At 53.8% G+C, this 15,935-nt stretch carries 13 protein-coding genes; 4 read left to right on the top strand and 9 right to left on the bottom strand.

Annotated features, from left to right (window positions below; genetic code table 11):
* Window positions 1-19: 19 nt before the first annotated feature.
* Window positions 20-1,162, bottom strand: a complete 1,143-nt coding sequence (locus tag INF30_RS10945; RefSeq protein WP_226395202.1) for a DUF3810 domain-containing protein — start codon at window positions 1,160-1,162, stop codon at window positions 20-22.
* Window positions 1,163-1,350: 188 nt separating this feature from the next.
* On the opposite strand from INF30_RS10945, the gene INF30_RS10940 reads away from it, so the two are divergent.
* Window positions 1,351-2,811 (top strand): sulfatase-like hydrolase/transferase, encoded by a 1,461-nt coding sequence (locus tag INF30_RS10940; RefSeq protein ID WP_226395201.1) that lies wholly within the window; start codon window positions 1,351-1,353, stop codon window positions 2,809-2,811.
* Window positions 2,812-2,883: 72 nt separating this feature from the next.
* On the opposite strand, the gene INF30_RS10935 is transcribed toward INF30_RS10940, so the two are convergent.
* The 6 genes from INF30_RS10935 to INF30_RS10910 form a co-directional block, all read right to left on the bottom strand.
* Entirely contained in the window at window positions 2,884-3,345 is a 462-nt protein-coding gene (locus INF30_RS10935; protein WP_226395200.1) for a hypothetical protein, read from the bottom strand.
* Window positions 3,346-3,519: 174 nt separating this feature from the next.
* Window positions 3,520-4,404 carry a carbohydrate ABC transporter permease gene (locus tag INF30_RS10930; protein WP_330391208.1) on the bottom strand — a complete coding sequence of 295 codons (885 nt, stop codon included), beginning with the start codon at window positions 4,402-4,404 and terminating at the stop codon, window positions 3,520-3,522.
* An 18-nt stretch (window positions 4,405-4,422) separates the two neighbouring features.
* Window positions 4,423-5,328 carry a carbohydrate ABC transporter permease gene (locus INF30_RS10925; RefSeq protein ID WP_033125824.1) on the bottom strand — a complete coding sequence of 302 codons (906 nt, stop codon included), beginning with the start codon at window positions 5,326-5,328 and terminating at the stop codon, window positions 4,423-4,425.
* A gap of 100 nt (window positions 5,329-5,428) precedes the next feature.
* On the bottom strand, window positions 5,429-6,691 hold the full coding sequence (locus tag INF30_RS10920) for an ABC transporter substrate-binding protein (RefSeq protein WP_033125823.1): 1,263 nt from the start codon (window positions 6,689-6,691) through the stop codon (window positions 5,429-5,431).
* Between the two features lie 34 nt (window positions 6,692-6,725).
* The gene (locus INF30_RS10915; protein WP_226395199.1) at window positions 6,726-8,249 is read right to left on the bottom strand and encodes a polyhydroxyalkanoate depolymerase; all 1,524 of its coding nucleotides are present in this window, start codon (window positions 8,247-8,249) and stop codon (window positions 6,726-6,728) included.
* Window positions 8,250-8,439: 190 nt separating this feature from the next.
* Window positions 8,440-10,350 (bottom strand): beta-N-acetylhexosaminidase, encoded by a 1,911-nt coding sequence (locus tag INF30_RS10910; protein ID WP_226395198.1) that lies wholly within the window; start codon window positions 10,348-10,350, stop codon window positions 8,440-8,442.
* Between the two features lie 138 nt (window positions 10,351-10,488).
* Between INF30_RS10910 and INF30_RS10905 the strand changes: the two genes are divergently transcribed.
* Window positions 10,489-11,409 carry a glycoside hydrolase family 43 protein gene (locus tag INF30_RS10905; RefSeq protein ID WP_033125821.1) on the top strand — a complete coding sequence of 307 codons (921 nt, stop codon included), beginning with the start codon at window positions 10,489-10,491 and terminating at the stop codon, window positions 11,407-11,409.
* Window positions 11,410-11,436: 27 nt separating this feature from the next.
* On the opposite strand, the gene INF30_RS10900 is transcribed toward INF30_RS10905, so the two are convergent.
* Window positions 11,437-12,237, bottom strand: coding sequence for a sulfite exporter TauE/SafE family protein (locus INF30_RS10900; protein ID WP_330391207.1), 801 nt, complete (start codon window positions 12,235-12,237; stop codon window positions 11,437-11,439).
* Between the two features lie 211 nt (window positions 12,238-12,448).
* Between INF30_RS10900 and INF30_RS10895 the strand changes: the two genes are divergently transcribed.
* Complete coding sequence (locus INF30_RS10895) at window positions 12,449-13,909, top strand: arylsulfatase (protein WP_033125820.1); 1,461 nt, start codon at window positions 12,449-12,451, stop codon at window positions 13,907-13,909.
* 16 nt (window positions 13,910-13,925) lie between these two features.
* On the top strand, window positions 13,926-14,783 hold the full coding sequence (locus INF30_RS10890) for an AraC family transcriptional regulator (RefSeq protein ID WP_076780206.1): 858 nt from the start codon (window positions 13,926-13,928) through the stop codon (window positions 14,781-14,783).
* Here INF30_RS10890 and INF30_RS10885 read toward each other — a convergent pair.
* Window positions 14,780-15,907 carry a radical SAM/SPASM domain-containing protein gene (locus tag INF30_RS10885; protein WP_033125819.1) on the bottom strand — a complete coding sequence of 376 codons (1,128 nt, stop codon included), beginning with the start codon at window positions 15,905-15,907 and terminating at the stop codon, window positions 14,780-14,782. The two genes, INF30_RS10890 and INF30_RS10885, sit on opposite strands and share 4 nt — an antisense overlap.
* Between the last annotated feature and the right edge of the window lie 28 nt (window positions 15,908-15,935).

The following is a 15,935-nucleotide window of genomic DNA, read 5'->3' as shown; positions in this document are numbered from 1 at the left end:
GTCATCCCTCCCGTATTTTTTATAAATGTCCTTCTTCTCTGTAATATGTAAGGATCATCTCCACCATCCGGTCATAGCTGGCTACTCCGTCCTCCTGCCCGTTGGCCTTCAGATAACTGTCGTTGATCTGGTCCGACACCTCGGCCACCGGCGTGTCATACTTCGCCCAGAACCTGCTGTTGGCTTCCAGGTCCGCCTCCGCTTCCTCCGACAGCTCACTTCGCACTTCCTCGTAGGCATCCGGATCCACATCATAGAGCGCATTTGTACAGTAGATCCACCCCAGCATATAGCCGCTGTAGTTAAACTCCAGGCTGTCTGCCCGGGTGCTGGCCAGATATCCTATAAAATTCGCTTCCTGCTCCTGCATGAATCCTCGCAGGTGAGCCAGCTCATGACAGGCTGTAAAAGGAATGTTATAGGCAACCATATCCGTATTGTAATTTGCCTCTATCGTAAAGGGCGAGTAAATCCCTGTCAGCTGCTGGACGGACAGGATCCAGGAAAATTCCAGGCCATTGGGCTGCGGATAGCAGCCCTCCAGGCAGGGGTATTCCAGTGCCAGCTTTTCCATTGCCCGCACAGCGTGGACAGACACATCCTCTGTCAGCACCATGATCCCGTTTTCATCCCGCTTTACCTGCTGCCCTGTCCGGTTCACCGCCGATGTCAGCTCCTCACAGACTGCCTCCAGTTCCTCCACCGTGGCCCCCTCCCACGTAAGCCCCGTCTCCTGCGCGAAGGAGCTCCTGTGATAGTTCACGCCGCAGAAGGCGGCATAGAGAAAGAATAAGATCCCGGCCGCCAGAAAGATCCCTGAGAAAAAGGCTGCCAGGGGCTCTCTCACATTCTTTCCCCGCCGGCATCTGTACACAGTCTTTATGATCTGCCACACAAGAAAGGCGATCAGCACATACAGCATAAACTCAGACGCAGAGAAGGCGAATATGCCAAAAAAACGACCCAGTGTAGCCACAAAAAAGGAGTAGACGTGAAGCGTGTACCACTGGGCAAACTCTCCGGATACTGAGGCGGCAAACAGAAGAAGAAACGCCGCAGCGAAAAGGACAATGCCCGCCACAGCCCGTCTCACAGCTGTCCCGCAAACATTGTTTCTCTTCTCGTCCCGTATTTCTCTCACCTTTCTCTCCTCTGTCCCCATGCCCGTCTCCTCTTTTGTCGCTTCATTTCCTGGTTGTAATCACATTATACACCCTCCTGTTACCACATAGTATAAAAAAAGCGGATAGCCCTCAAAAATATACAGAAAATTTTTGCCATTCCGCATCCCAGAGAGTATAATAACATGCATAGCCTATTAATACATTTTAAGAAAGGACATAACATACTATGAAACAGCCAAACATTCTGTTCCTGCTGGCCGATGACATGGGGCACTGGGCCATGAAGAACGCCGGGAACACAGACATCCACACCCCCAATCTGGACAGACTTGCCCAGAGGGGTGTAAAATTTGACAACTTTTTCTGTGCCTCACCGGTCTGCTCACCGGCCCGCGCTTCCATCCTTACCGGAACTATGCCCTCCTGCCACGGCATTCTTGACTGGCTGGACGGCGGCAGCATGGACAGAGCCTCCCTATCCAGGGAAAGTTTAGAATATATGCCCCACGAGACTATTCCCATCCAGTACACGGATCACCTCACCGCCTACACAGACATCCTGGCGTCAGGCGGCTACCGCTGCGCCCTCTCAGGCAAATGGCATATGGGAGACAGCATGACGCCCCAGCACGGTTTTTCCCACTGGTACACCATCGGCGGGGGCGGCATCAGATACTTCAACCCTGAGACCATCGAGGACGGGGTTCTCTCCGAAAAGGAAGGATACATCACAGACCTCATCGGCGAAAACGCGCTGGAGTGCCTGGACAGGTTCTCAAAGGAAGACGCGCCTTTTTATCTGAGCGTCCACTTCACTGCTCCCCACAGCCCGTGGGAGGAGACGGATCACAAGAAGGAATATCTGGATCTGTACAGGGACTGTGATTTCACTGCCACTCCTGACCTTCCCTACCACCCCTGGCAGGTCTTCACCTGCCCCCACGGCCAGGGTGAGCGCCGCAAAGAATTACTGCGGGGCTACTACGCCGCCATCACAGCCATGGATCACCAGATCGGGCGTCTGATGGACCGCCTGGATGAGCTGGGGATCGCAGACGACACCATCGTTATCTTCACCTCCGACAACGGCATGAACCTGGGACAGCACGGCATCTGGGGCAAGGGAAACGGGACTTTCCCGCAAAATATGTACGACAGCTCTGTGAAGGTGCCTTTCATCGCCTCCTGGCCAGGGCATTTCGCGAAAGGGGCTGTGTGCAGTGAGCTGTTCAGCCACTACGACATCCTGCCCACTCTGTGCCATCTGGCCGGCTGCCCTGTGAACACAAAACAGGAAATCCCGGGCCACAGTTTTGCCCGATGGCTGGAGGATCCAGAGCTGGAAAGCAGCCGCCCTGTAGTCGTATTTGACGAATACGGCCCTGTCCGGATGATCCGGGACAAAGAGTGGAAGCTGGTTCTTCGTTACCCCTACGGCCCCAATGAGTTCTATCACCTGACCGAGGACCCGGATGAGACCGAGAACCTGTTCCATGATCCGGCCCAGGAAGAGCGCATTGTAGCCATGCGCCGCCAGATGGAAGAGTGGTTCCTTCGCTATTCAGACCCGGACCTGGATGCCAGAAAAGAGGGCGTCACCGGCACCGGACAGTACTGCCGGGCCGGAAGCCGGGCCCATCTCCTGGAGAAATACGGGCCAATGCCCAGACCTGTAAAAAACGAATAAAACAGGGGGGTACCTCCGTGACGCTGTCGCCACAGAGGTACCCCCTCTTTTGTTCTGCCTGCTTTTCTGTTTTTATTTCCGCACCTGCTCCATCCGGATCACAGCGCCCCCGTTCCGTCTGGACTCCTCCGCCGCCAGCGCAATGTAGTGGCTCTCCAGAGAGCGCTCTACAGAAGAAATTGTGTCATCCTCTGACTGCTCGCCGGTGACAAAATCCAGGAACGCGCTCACCAGGCCCCTGTCTCCTCCTCCATGTCCTGAGAAGTCCTCTGCCATCCTGGAGACATCGATCAGCTCCGCGTCCTTCCCGAACGGAGTCACTTCTATCGTGTTAGCCCCCATGTCGGCAATGATCTGCCCTTTTGTGCCCATAAGCTTTGCATATCTGGAGCAGTCTGCCGTAAATCCGCACATTGTAAAGCTGACGGTCGATCCGTCCGTCATATTCATGTTTACCACCTGATGGTCCACAACATTATTGTCACAGTAGTAAACACAGCGGCCGTAGGGCCCCTCTTCAAGAGCTCTCCTCACACTCTCCCCGTCTGGATGCATGGTCAGGACATTGGCCGGCCAGCCGCTGTTACTTGTTTTTGCATAATGTCTCCTTTCTTAAGTGTTGAGAAAAAAGAGGCGCTGCCCCCTATCGGATAACGATAACGAGGCAGCGCTCCTGTTTTTTTATCTGGCCTCAGGCCGGATACACTCTTAACCTTTGATACCGCCGCCGGTAACACCGGAGATGATCTTCTCTGACAGGAAGACATACAGCAGCAGCGTGGGCAGGAAGACGATGACAACGGCTGCGAACAGGCCGCCCCAGTCTCCTGTGTACTGCATGGACGAAAGTACACTCTTAAGTCCGGGTCCTACAGGCATGATATCCGAGGACGATGCAAAGATCAGTGAGATAAAGTACTCATTCCAGATATTCATGAAGATGAAAATGCTGACCGTAACAATACCCGGCTGAGCCAGCGGGAACATGATCCTCCAGAATGTCATCATGGGCGTACATCCGTCGATGGCTGCCGCCTCCTCGTATGTCCTGGACAGGTTCTGGAAGAAGGTCATCAGGAATGTGGTTGTGTACGGGATCTGCATTCCTATGTACAGGAAGATAAGCAGTCCTCTGGAGCCGTTGATGCCAAGCTGAATGGAGATGGACATCAGCGGAAGTACGATCATGATGTTCGGGATACTCATGGCAATGAGGAAACCGGACCGGATCGGCTTATTTCCGAGGAATGTGAATCTTGAAAGTACATAGGCTGCCGGCGCACTGATAACAACCGCGCCTACCATGGTTGCAACAGCATACAGCAGTGAGTTCATGAAGAACGTGGAAATACTGTTTGCATTCCATGCATTGATATAGTTTTCAAAATGAAAGCCGCTCTCAAACTTGAAGACCTTGCCCTGCATGATCTCCGGAGCTGTGGAAAAGCTGGCTGCCAGGATCCACACCAGAAGGAAGATCGTGAAGAACACCCAGATGCCTACAATAAGATAACCGGGAATCAGTTTCACTTCTTTGCGAGGATTAAACGGCTCTCTGACCTTTTTTTCTTTTTCTTTCTTTTTTCCAAACATAAAAGCCATCCTCCTCTCTTAGAATTCCAGGTCGTCGTCTTTGACAAGCACGTTGACAAGTCCGAATACGACAAGCACGATCAGCGCCATCAGGATACCTACCGCAGCGCCCACGCCGGCATCACGGGCTGTACTTCCTGTTGTGCCGAACACAGCGTTGTACATGTACACAACCGGAGTGATAGTCGCGTTGTCGGACGGCATCGGTGATGCCCACATCTGTGACCACACGAAGAAGCCGACAATGCTGATGGTCCAGAATGTCATACATGTCTTGAACACGCCCTTGATCAGCGGCATAGTGATGAAGCCGAACTGTTTCAGCTTGTTCGCTCCGTCGATAGTGGCAGCCTCGTAGTAGTCCGCCGGGATCCTCTCAATACCACTGATGAATATCAGCATGAAATAGCCCACCGAGCCGAAGCAGAAAGCGATCAGCAACGACCAGAACTTCCACGATCCGTTCATGTAGTCGATCTTTGCCAGTTCTTCCAGTCCCAGAGCCTCAAAGAAGCTGTGAAGAAGACCGAATCGTTTGTTGAACACGTACTGGATCCACATAGTGGAGATAGCAACCGCGTTGATAATGTTGGGTACATAGATGACCGCACGCCAGAATGCTTTCGCCCTCACACCGCTTGTCAGGATGACAGCGAAGAGAAGTGCGATGACCATGACAGCGATGCCGCCAATGACGTAAATCTTGATCATGTTGACCATGGATGTCTGGAAAAGCTTTGTCCCCAACAGCTTCTCATAATTCCCCAGACCGTTAAAGGTCCACTCGCTCATCGGGTCGCTGACGCCTTCCACATTAAAGAAGCTCATGATGACTGTACGGATAATAGGATACAGGAACATGATGATGAAGAAGAGCAGCGCCGGAGTCAGAAAGCAGACGATCATTTTCTTATTCTGTTTCAAGAAGATGTCCCCCTTTCTCTCAGATTGTTTTCTGTAGTGCTAACAAAAAGCGGTATGGCAGACAGCATCTGCCTGCCATACCGGTGTAATTCCAGATTAATTACTGAGCATCAGCTAATGCCTGAACGAAATCATCCGGAGTGGTGTTGCCCTGGATCAGTTTTACTACGTTCTCAGTAATAACAGGTGTAAAGTCAGCGTTTGACTCAAGACCAACTGCCCAGTCGTAAGCCTTTGTCATTTCCTTGAAGTAAGGCTCTGCCGCGGAGATTGCATCCGGCCACTCTGTGTTCTCTGTATCAGCAGGGATAGAATTTACGGAAGAAGCCATCTCAAGGTCATAGTCGCCTGTAGCGATCATTGTTGCGAAGTCAAAAGCTTCCTGCTGCATATCGCTCTCTTTAACGATACCAAAGCCCTGTGCACCAACCATGGACGCCTCAGCTCCGTCTACACCGCCCTCAACTGACGGCCACGGGAAGAAGCCAAAGTCTACCTCTGTACCTGTGTTCTGAACGATCTCGTTCGGGATCCAGGATGCGTTCAGGACCATGCAGCTCTCGCCGAAGCCGATCTCGTTCTGTCCATCCGGATACTGTGCCGGAGCGTTGGGTGAGAAGAATCCTTTTTCTACTAATGTAGCGATATCCTCTGCAGCCTTCTTAGCCTCCGGAACAGTTGTCCATGCGCCGTTGTTGAAGCACTCAAGAACTGCGTCCTGTCCGATGTATCTTGCCAGCTGGAAGCCATAGATCAGTGTTGCAGAGTCGGAGTTACATGTGATCGGGTTGTATCCTGCATCTTTAACCTTCTGGCATACATCCAGGAACTCATCCCATGTTGTCGGAACATCTGTCACGCCAGCTTCCTCGAACATAGCCTTGTCATACCATACACCTGTTGTGTATACCTGATAAGGTACTGCGTAGAGCTTTCCATCTCCCCATGATTTAGCCTTGTCAAGGATAACAGGCATTACATGGCTCTCAAACTCTTCCTCTCCCTCCAGTGTGGAAAGGTCTGTCAGATACTCCTGTGTGTTTCTTATAGTACGCATATAGTCGTCGTCGAAGAGGTCGATGTCCTCGCCGGCCTCAAGAGCTGTACCGATGAGAGTCTTCATATCACGGCCCTTCCACTCGATATTGATGTGGATGCCTGTCTCCTCCTCGTAAGCATCTGCTGCTTCCTGGATGACTTTTGCCTGGGGCTCTGTGGAGTTCCACATGGACCAGTAGGTCATCTCCTTGCCGCTGTCGCTGGAGCCTGAATCAGAGCTTCCGCTGTCGGAAGATCCGCATCCTGCTGCCAGTGTTGCAACCATGGCTGTTGTAAGTAATACACTCACAATTTTCTTTTTCATAATGTTACCTCACCTTCCTTAAAATATAGGGTTTTTAGTTCTGCTTTTTGGTTCGGGCAAAGCAGGCCCCGATATAAGGACGGACACCGGTATGCTCTTCATAGAAGTCCAGCCCGGCTTCCCCTTTTATCCATTTTTCAACATCTGTACTCTGCGCGTCCTTTGCCTCCCGGTCATCTTCCGGGATGTTTGCGTAGTTGCCGTACAGATTTCCGCAGTACTGAGCTTTCTCAGTCTGGTGATGCCAGTCCTCTGTCCTGGCCTCATCCCCTGTATTTATAATAAGATTATTCTCTACCAGCATCCCTCCCTCGGACATGTTGGTCCGGATAAAGGGAACGCTTTCCTTTATAATAAATATGTTGTTGTGAATGTGCGCGTCTATGTTCCGCACCGGAGTGACAACCCCCGACCTCTGCGTACCGTCATTGACGCTGATGTTATAGCGGAAAATGTTGTTGACGCTCTCTCCCTCGCAGAACATGACACATCCGCCCTCGTTGTCGTGACTGTAGTTGTACTGGTAGATGGTGCCGTCCCCCGAGTCCGCGTCCCAGGCTTCCCCGTCCTGGTTGAAGTGTGTGTGTGACGCTTCGTTGTACTGGAAGAGCGCTGTCTTGCATTTCCAGGGCCATATGGCCGCCGCGACCATGCCTCCCCGCTCTCCTGCCTCGGTGTACACATCCTCGTTCATATCGAGGGCCACATGTTCTGATACATTGTACTGTACCAGTGGCCTGAAGCAGTACATGGGAGTGATGGCGTCTCCTCCGATCTCCCGGATGCGGTTGTGCTCAATAACTACATTGACAGAACCGTATGTTCTGACCACTTCGTCCGGCAGCTCCAGCGTGGTAAACCTGCCATGCTGGTAGGTATATCCGGCTGCGATCCCCCATCTTCTGCACCGCTCTACCCGGCAGTGGTGGATGTGAAGGCCGTCGTATCTGGCAACTCCCGTCCGGCTCTCGTCGGCCGGCGCCAGGGCACTGGCGTAAATGCCGCCGTTGTTCAGATGCTTGTCATATACATTCCCGTCTACATCGTGGACATACAGGTTGTCCAGCTCGATCCCGCGAAGGGTTCCTCTGTCCTTTGCCACAATGCTGACGCCTGTCCGGTTCATCAGATCCCCCTGGTTGTACACCTCTCCTTCCCGGAGGGTGCTGTTGGTGATCTCAATGTTCCGCACCGTGATGTACTCCGCATCGTAGAGAAGCACTGCAGATGATACATACCCTTTCCACACGTGGGCCGGGCTGTCGAGAGGCGCTCCGTAATTCTGATACCAAAGGCCGCTTCCCTCTGCCGCTATCACCGGCATCTCTCCCTGTCCATACGCATCTACTACAACAGGATGCTCCCTGGTGCCTCCCTCGTATATGTGGAGGTACTCTTCCTGGAAGACGGAGCCCCGCTCCAGAAGGATCATATCACCCGGCTCTCTTTTCTGTCCGGCTACTTTTCTCAGGCTCCGAAAAGGTGTCTCCTCTGACAAGCCATCGTTGTTGTCATCCCCCCGCAGGGTGCTGACGTAATAAATCTTCCTTCCGTCCATGTCTCCTCCTGTCCGCAATTTACTGCCTATGAACCTCTAAGCCGTCTGTCAGCTTATATCTGTATTATAGCTATCCCCTTTAGCCGTTTCTATCTTTCTTTTGCTCCTTTTTTTATAGTTCTTGCTTTTTTTGTGCATTCTATTTACAAAAATAAATGTTTTTCGTCAACATTCACTACATTTTACACAATTACACGCCGCAGATGTTCGCCGCACTTACGATATTTTCCCACAAATTGCACTTTCCGGACGCATTTTTCCCCTCTTCATTGGTGAAATAGGGGAGTCTCTCCTCCTCAAGCTCCGGCAGGGATGGGATCTTTCCGTCCAGATAATCCAGGATACGCCTGCGGGCGGACTTCAGCCTGGTCTCCACGCCGGCCATGCGCACATCCATCACCTCATAGCCGTTGGGCTTGAACTCCTCCTGCCACATCTGCTCTCTCAGCGTGTGCATTTTCTGCACTTTCTTCCTGAGATCCGGCATCTCCTTGTCTGCGATCCTTGCCAGGGTGTCTCTGTCACCGGACAGGTAGGCGCTGCGGATCTTCACTCCCAGCTCGCACTTCCCGGCGTCGATGCTGGCCAGAAGTCTGTAATACCGGAACATTTTTTCCAGTTTACCCGCACGCTTCTGTGCCTTTTTCAACAGCTTTGCCGTCTCCGCGTAATACACATCCAGCCCCGTTCCCGCATACTGCCCGTCGAAGACGCCGGTCAGGGGATCCTGATAGAAGATCTGCTTGGAGGGGTTGGCGAATCCCTCATTGTACACGCCAGTTCCCGGTATATGGTCCAACCTGTCAAAGAGGAGCATATCCTGGTAGGACTCGCCGCAGAGCATCTTAAACCAGCTTTCCATCTCCTCCGGATCTGTGGACTCGCCGTAGGCACATCTGCTGTAGAAAGCTGCCATAGGAAGCCCGGCCCGCATGGGCGTCTCAGCCCCGTTGTCCAGCCAGAGGGTGCAGAAGCTGTCTGTCACGCCCGTGTCCTCCAGGCCGAGAAAAGCCTTCTTCGTGGCGTCCATGGCCTGGGCATAGTTGGGCGCAAGCCCGTTCCAGATCCAGGCTCCCCCGGCAAAGCACACCTGATCTGTCAGTTTTTTGTGGAGCGTAGCCATTCTTGTGTATCTGTCCTCATCATGTCCCTCATAGTCCCAGTATACAAGAGTGACTCTCCGGTCCGGCTTCTCGCTGTCCGGCCACTCATAGTCTGCAGGCACATTGTAATAGTCTCCGCCTCCCGGCGTCACAAAGAACATATCGCTCCAGATCATGGGCTCCAGGCCGTATTTTTCACAGATCTCCATCACCCTGTCCAGATGCCTGCGGATCAGCTCTCCCTGCTTCACTTCCCCGTGGATCCTCCGGTAGTTTCCGTAGCCCAGGTAGAACGCCTCGTCCATGCCCAGGTGGATCCTCTTTGATCGGTACATATCCTTGACAGAGGCCAGCATGGCATCGATCAGCCGGTAGGTCCTCTCCTCCTCAGCCAGCAGGATGTCCGCATCGTCCCTGTATTTTTCCATGGCCGGCCAACGCAGGGCTGTACGCAGGTGAGCCAGCGTCTGGATGCAGGGGATCATCTCAATGCCGAACTGCGCCGCGTAGGCATCGCACTCCCGGATCTCCTCCTTCGTATACCTGCCCCTGAGGGCGCCGAAGCAGGGATATCCCTCCACCTCGTAGGTGTCCTCCGTGTAGAGGAGCAGCCAGTTCAGTCCCATGAGAGCCGCCTGGCGGATCATCTCCTTGACCGCCTCCACCTTGAGGACGCCGTTTCTTGAGCAGTCAAACATAAGTCCTGTGTTCCCCTGCGTTCCTTTGTTCTCCTCTCTCCACTTCTCTTTCCCCGCATGTTCCAGGGCCTTTCCCAGCGCCCGGAAAGCCTCGGGGCGCGTATGCCAGGAAATATACACATCTCTCCCCGCCTTTGCGACGCTGTATCCCTTCTCGTCAGTTCTTGTAAAATGGATGCAGAGATCTCCCTCCATCCCGTCTTTTGCCGTCTCGTGTCCTCTCTCCTCCAGTATGTCGCGGATCGGCTGTATCTGCAGACCTCCTGTGCGGTCCTCGGTTCCTCTGATCTTAATTCTCATAGTCTTCTCCTTTTCTTTTCACTTGCTTTTGCAGTGCAAGTATATTAAGATGATAGGGCAAAGGGCCTTGCCCTGTGACTAATGTTTTATCATGGTTTATATACGAATTCAACACAAAAAAAGCAAAGGAGATCTGCAATGAACAAAAACGGCTCTACATGGTACGACACAAACGGAGAACTGATCCAGGCCCACGGCGGCATGATTCTGGAGCACGAAGGGATGTACTACTGGTACGGCGAAAACAAGAACGGCGCCACATCCATCGCACCCTCAGGCGATATCCGGGTGGATTTTATCGGCATTTCCTGCTACTCCTCGCCGGACTGCATGAACTGGACATACGAGGGGCTGGCCCTGGAAGCCTCCGGCGAACCGGGACACGACCTCTACAAAGACAGAGTGGGGGAGCGCCCCAAAGTTCTGTACAATAAAAAGACCGGCAAATTTGTCATGTGGTTCCATCTGGACTCTGCCGACTACACAGACGCCAGAGCCGGCATCGCCGTCTCTGACACTCCCACCGGGCCCTTCCGCTATGTCCGCGGGATCCGCCCCAACCGCTCAGACTGCCGGGATATGACTCTCTTCTGCGACCGGGACGGGAAGGCCTACCTGATCCACAGTTCCGACTGGAACAAGACCCTGCGCATCTCCAGGCTCACAGAGGACTATCTGGATGTGGACGGCGTGTACGGAAAAGCTTTTGTCGAGCAGGAGCGGGAGGCTCCGGCCCTTTTTGAGAAAGACGGCGTATACTACATGATCACCTCCGGCTGTACAGGCTGGGATCCAAACAACGCCCTCTTCGCCACATCCCCCACGGTCCTGTCCGGCTGGAAACTGATCGACAATCCCTGCGTGGGCGAGCATGCCCGCCAGACTTTCTTCGGACAGAGCACCTACATTTTCGAGAAAGACGGTGTGCACTATCTTATGCTGGATCACTGGAAACCCGAGAACCTGAAGGAATCCGGCTACAGTATCCTCCCCATTCAGATCCAGGACGGTCTGCTGACCATCCCCTTCCAGGAATACACAGATCTGTCCAAAAAATAGAGCAGAATTTATAAAAGGAGTGGCTGCCTAGAAGGCAGCCACTCCAAATTTTATCGCATTGTAGATATTGATTACAACGATCACCGCCATGAGAAAGATAAAGAGCCTGTCCACACCTTTCTCGCTGATCTTCTTGTTGATCCTGCTCCCGATGGTTCCTCCCAGGACGCCTCCTATGATCATGAAGACCAGGTAGACCAGCTCCACATCCGGGATCGTCCCTGTCACACAGGTCTGCACAAAACTGGTGATCTGTGAGAACAGGATGATGTAGAGGGAAGAAAGAGCCGCCTCCTTGGTGGACATGGAAAAGAAGTACCCGAGCACCACCAGATTGATGGGACCTCCCCCGATCCCCAGGAAGCTGGACATGATCCCCAGCACAAGGCCGATCAGCACACAGAGCCAGATCTGGCGGCAGTGTTTTGTGCGGATCTTCTCCTTGCAGATCGTGTAGACCAGCGTGCCCAGCGTGATCACGATGAGGACCAGCGCCTGGGTCATGCCCACAAGGTTTTCATCCCCCACTGCGTTTTTCAGGCTCTGGAACATAGCCTTCCCGGCCACACCGCCGGCCGCCGCTCCCACAGCCAGGGCCGTAGAGATCCCCACGTCCATCTTCGCCGTCCCGGCGCGCAGATTTTTCCAGACAGACACAAGGGACATGGCAAGCACTGTGCACCCCGACAGAAAGCTGATGCTGCTCACCCCCATGATCCCTGTGGCATCCAGCACCGGCTTGATAATAACGCCCCCTCCGATCCCGCAGATGGACCCTGCCGTGCAGGACAGGATGCTGACTGCAAAAAATATAAATACCATACCCATTTTCTTTTCTCCCTTCTATTCTGTCTTTTGATAATCTCCTCAGAATGCGGCGTACGCCGCACATTGTCCCTACATTATACTCTGTTTTTCTCTTTTCAGCCACAGAAAATCTCTCCTGCATTCGCCCCACCCGCTTGCTTTTCCCCCGGGAATGTATTATGGTAGATATAATTTCCCATAAGATTTGTATTTGCGAGATGAAGGAGAGATTATGAGACAACCAAATATTATTTTACTTATGACAGACCAGCTCCGCGGCGATGCTCTGGGCTATGCGGGACACCCGGACGTAAAGACTCCCTACCTGGACACCCTGGCCTCCCGGGGCGTTGCCTTTGACCGGGCCTACAGCGCCTGCCCAAGCTGCATCGCCGCCCGCGCCGCCCTCCACACCGGCATGGAACAGAGCCACCACGGCCGTGTGGGATACGAGGACAGCATCCCCTGGCGGTATGAGCACACCCTGGCAGGCGAGCTCACAAAGGCCGGCTACTACACCCAGTGTGTGGGAAAGATGCATGTCCATCCCCTGCGCAACTATCTGGGCTTCAACAATGTCGATCTCCACGACGGCTACCTCCATGCGGCCAGGTACGGAAACGTGCCATACCGGGAGTCACAGCTTGTGGCGGACGACTATTTCTACTGGCTGAAAAAGGAGCTGGGCGCCGATGCCGATGTGACGGACACAGGCATTGACTGCAACAGCTGGGTGGCGCGCCCCTGGACCCACGAGGAAAAGTACCACCCCACCAACTGGGTGACAGACCGGTGTCTGGATTTTCTCCGCAGGAGAGATCCGGACCAGCCCTTCTTCCTGATGGCCTCCTACCTGCGGCCCCACCCGCCTTTTGATGCCCCCCAGTACTATTTCGACCTGTACCGGGACAAGGATCTGCGTCCGCCTTTTGTGGGCACCTGGGAGAGCGATGAGTATCTCCGCCGGGAAGGGCGTATCTTTGACTCCAAGACAGGCCCGGCTGACAAAGAGCTGATCCGCCAGGCACAGATCGGCTACTATGCCTGCATCACCCACCTGGACCACCAGATCGGCAGGCTCATCATGGCTCTTGTGGAGCAGGAAGTGTATGATGACACCATCATCCTCTTCACCTCAGACCACGGGGAAGAGCTCTGCGACCACCACATGTTCCGGAAATCCCGCCCCTACGAGGGAAGCTGCCGTGTTCCCTTCTTTGTCTGGGCCGGCAAAAATGTCCATCTGGATCTTAAGCCTTCCAGCGTGTGCCACGGCGTGGTGGAACTCAGGGACGTGATGCCCACCCTCCTTTCTGCGGCAGGGGCCGATATCCCGGACTCCGTGGACGGCAAAGATCTTCTGCCCCTCCTGTCCGATCCCTCCGGGTCCGTACGGCCATGGCTTCACGGAGAGCACTCCTACGGAGATTTCTCCAACCACTGGATCGTCACGGAGACTGACAAGTACATCTGGCACTCCGCCACAGGCCGGGAACAGTATTTTAACCTGAGGGAAGATCCCCATGAACTGACGGATCTGATAAACGAAAGCACAGCAAAAGAAAGGATTTCCTTTCTCCGGTCCTGCCTGATCGAGTCCCTGAAAGACCGGCCTGAAGGATTTACAGACGGAAAAGTCCTGATTCCCGGCAGGCCCTATCCGGAGACAATGGAGCACACCCGAAACATCTGAGCAGAGGAGAGGACCTATGAGTCACAGACAATACGCTATCAAGCCCACAAACATTGACAAGCTGAATGCCCGTCTTCTGTCCGTTTCTCTGTCCAAGGACGAAAAGGACTGGCAGAGCGTTTTCCACACACATCATTTCACCGAGCTTTTCTTCGTGGTAAACGGGGAGGGGAACTTCCTCTTCCACGACGAAAAGTATCATATCCGAACGGGGGACCTGGTCATCATCCCCCCATACATGGAACACACGGAACAGTCTATCAAGGGCACTCCACTGGAGTACTATGTCATCGGAGTGGAGGGCATCTCCTTCCAACCGGCAAACAAAAAAACCTGCGTACAGGTCTTCTGTAATTTCAGCAATAAGTCTCTGATCGCAGACCTCTTTGCGCAGATGCTCTACGAGGTGAGGAATCCCTCCTACGGTTCTGACAAGATCTGCCAGGATCTGCTGGAGATCCTGATCCTGCGCATCGTCCGCTATCAGCACGTGATCCCGGTGCCCATCACCTCCACCTACATGACAAAGGAGTGCGCCCGGATCAAAGAGTATCTGGACATCAACTACTCAGAGCCCATCACGCTGGACACGCTGACAGAGCTGACCCACATGAACAAGTACTACATGGCCCACTCTTTCGCCAAGTACACCGGCCAGTCACCCATCCAGTACCTGAACCAGCGGCGGATGGAAGCTGCCTGCACACTGCTGAAGGACACGGACCACTCCATCTCTTCCATATCGTCTACGGTGGGCTTTTCTTCTCAGTCCTACTTTACCCAGGCTTTCCGCAAAAAGTACGGCATGACGCCCATCAAGTACCGGCAGCAGCACGCCGACGGCAGTCGTTCAAACGCAGGAGGGGGCATCTAAACAAGATGCCCCGCCATGTACTCCAGCCGTCCTATGGATTCCGCAAAGAACTTCTGGTACGTCTCACAGTAATAATTTCTCATCTTGCCCTCTTCCGGGAAGCAGTCCCTGCGGCAGCCGCCCCGGCACAGAGGATACCATCTGCAGGTCCGGCATCTGTCGTCCCGCCTGTCCGCCTCCTTGAAAAAAGGATGTCTCTTACTCCCAGCCTCTTCCGCCGCTATCTTCTGCAGTTTCACAAAGTCCGTATCCGGATCTTTCAGATTTCCCATCTGCCACGCGTCCAGCGCGTAAAAGTCACAGGGATAGACGGTCCCGTCGCTCTCCACCACGTTCTGCATGCTGCATCTGCCGTACATGCTACAGGCCTCCGGCTGTCCGCCCCGGAGCATGGCCACATAGTTTTCAAACTGCCGGATGTACACCGGACGCCCCGCCATCCTGTCCTGACACCACAGGTCAAAGAGGGTCCCCAGAGCCTCCCCGTACATTGTGGGGGTCAGGGAGAAGGACGCCTCACCCCGCACTGTGCCCAGGGGATCCAGGCAGGGGATGTACTGCTGATGGTCAAAGCCCTTCCGCATGAAAAACCGGTAGATGGCTCCGATCCGGGGGGCTGTCTGGGCATTCAGCACGCAGAGCACATGGAAGGGGATCCCCAGTTCACGCATGCGCTCCGCGCAGGCAAAAACCCTGGAAAAGGTTCCCTCTCCCGCCCGGTCCTTCCTGTTCTCGTCATGGGTCTTCCGGACACCGTCCAGGGAAAGTCCCACAAGGAAATTTTTTTCTTTCAAAAACTCAAACCATCTCTCATCCAGCCTGTTTCCGTTTGTCTGTATGGTGTACACCGCCTCCTGATCCGGCCTTTTTCTCTCCTCCACATATGCTGTAAAGTCTTCAAAAAAGGACAGACCTGCGAGTGTCGGCTCTCCCCCCTGAAAGCCGAACACGCAGGTCTGCGATGCCGCCAGTGCCTTGTCCACAACCGCGCGCATGGTCTCCCGGCTCATTTTCCCATGATCGCCCACAGCGCGGTTTGCTGCCTCATCCTTGTAAAAGCAGTAAGTGCAGTCCAGGTCACAGGCAGAGGAGACTGGCTTGATGAGAAGCTGAAGCTCTCTCATCTTTGTTTCTCCTTTATATCTTTTTCAT

It is taken from the genome of Claveliimonas monacensis (assembly GCF_014982975.1).
Classification (GTDB): Bacteria; Bacillota; Clostridia; order Lachnospirales; family Lachnospiraceae; genus Claveliimonas; species Claveliimonas monacensis.
The sequence above is the reverse complement of the archived record's forward strand: the minus strand, read 5'-3'. Positions and strand labels throughout refer to the sequence as shown.

Coding starts and splice junctions, on each gene's coding strand:
- INF30_RS10945 (WP_226395202.1), bottom strand. CDS start 1,162: ATGGGGACAGAGGAGAGAAAGGTGAGAGAAATACGGGACGAGAAGAGA.
- INF30_RS10940 (WP_226395201.1), top strand. CDS start 1,351: ATGAAACAGCCAAACATTCTGTTCCTGCTGGCCGATGACATGGGGCAC.
- INF30_RS10930 (WP_330391208.1), bottom strand. CDS start 4,404: ATGTTTGGAAAAAAGAAAGAAAAAGAAAAAAAGGTCAGAGAGCCGTTT.
- INF30_RS10920 (WP_033125823.1), bottom strand. CDS start 6,691: ATGAAAAAGAAAATTGTGAGTGTATTACTTACAACAGCCATGGTTGCA.
- INF30_RS10915 (WP_226395199.1), bottom strand. CDS start 8,249: ATGGACGGAAGGAAGATTTATTACGTCAGCACCCTGCGGGGGGATGAC.
- INF30_RS10910 (WP_226395198.1), bottom strand. CDS start 10,350: ATGAGAATTAAGATCAGAGGAACCGAGGACCGCACAGGAGGTCTGCAG.
- INF30_RS10905 (WP_033125821.1), top strand. CDS start 10,489: ATGAACAAAAACGGCTCTACATGGTACGACACAAACGGAGAACTGATC.
- INF30_RS10900 (WP_330391207.1), bottom strand. CDS start 12,237: ATGGGTATGGTATTTATATTTTTTGCAGTCAGCATCCTGTCCTGCACG.
- INF30_RS10895 (WP_033125820.1), top strand. CDS start 12,449: ATGAGACAACCAAATATTATTTTACTTATGACAGACCAGCTCCGCGGC.
- INF30_RS10890 (WP_076780206.1), top strand. CDS start 13,926: ATGAGTCACAGACAATACGCTATCAAGCCCACAAACATTGACAAGCTG.
- INF30_RS10885 (WP_033125819.1), bottom strand. CDS start 15,907: ATGAGAGAGCTTCAGCTTCTCATCAAGCCAGTCTCCTCTGCCTGTGAC.